Genomic DNA, 633 nt, shown 5'->3' with positions numbered 1-633 from the left:
AGTAGGTAGCTTAACCTTCGGGAGGGCGCTTACCACTTTGTGATTCATGACTGGGGTGAAGTCGTAACAAGGTAACCGTAGGGGAACCTGCGGTTGGATCACCTCCTTACCTAAAGATATGCAGTTGAGTGCAGTGTCCACACAGATTGTCTGATGAAAAAGTAACGAGCAGAAATACCTTTATAGGCTTGTAGCTCAGGTGGTTAGAGCGCACCCCTGATAAGGGTGAGGTCGGTGGTTCAAGTCCACTCAGGCCTACCAAATTCGCACTTGTGCTGCATTGCACGCGATACGTTTACACCGTAAACGTCCAGTGAGCATGCCTTGCCTGAGCGAGTGGTAAATAAAGGTTTCTGCAAGTGACTGTATGGGGCTATAGCTCAGCTGGGAGAGCGCCTGCCTTGCACGCAGGAGGTCAGCGGTTCGATCCCGCTTAGCTCCACCATATCCATATAGTCCTTGATAATACTTCAGAGTGTACTGGCAACAGTATGCTGCGAAGTATTTTGCTCTTTAACAATCTGGAACAAGCTGAAAATTGAAACATGACAGCTGAAACTTATCCCTCCGTAGAAGTATTGGGGTAAGGATTAACCTGTCATAGAGTCTCTCAAATAAACAGCACGACAGTGT

The 633-nt window shown here is 47.7% G+C and carries 2 tRNA genes and 1 rRNA gene; all 3 read left to right on the top strand.

What is annotated here, in order from left to right:
• Positions 1–109: ribosomal RNA gene (locus ACMV5H_RS25620) — 16S ribosomal RNA — on the top strand; the annotation flags it as partial.
• Between the two features lie 75 nt (positions 110–184).
• A tRNA-Ile gene (locus ACMV5H_RS25615) sits at positions 185–261 on the top strand.
• A 108-nt stretch (positions 262–369) separates the two neighbouring features.
• Positions 370–445, top strand: a tRNA-Ala gene (locus ACMV5H_RS25610).
• Positions 446–633: the final 188 nt, after the last annotated feature.

Source organism: Serratia sp. N21D137 (assembly GCF_047530005.1).
In the GTDB taxonomy this organism is placed as follows: Bacteria; Pseudomonadota; Gammaproteobacteria; order Enterobacterales; family Enterobacteriaceae; genus Chania; species Chania fonticola_B.
The sequence above is the reverse complement of the archived record's forward strand: the minus strand, read 5'-3'. Positions and strand labels throughout refer to the sequence as shown.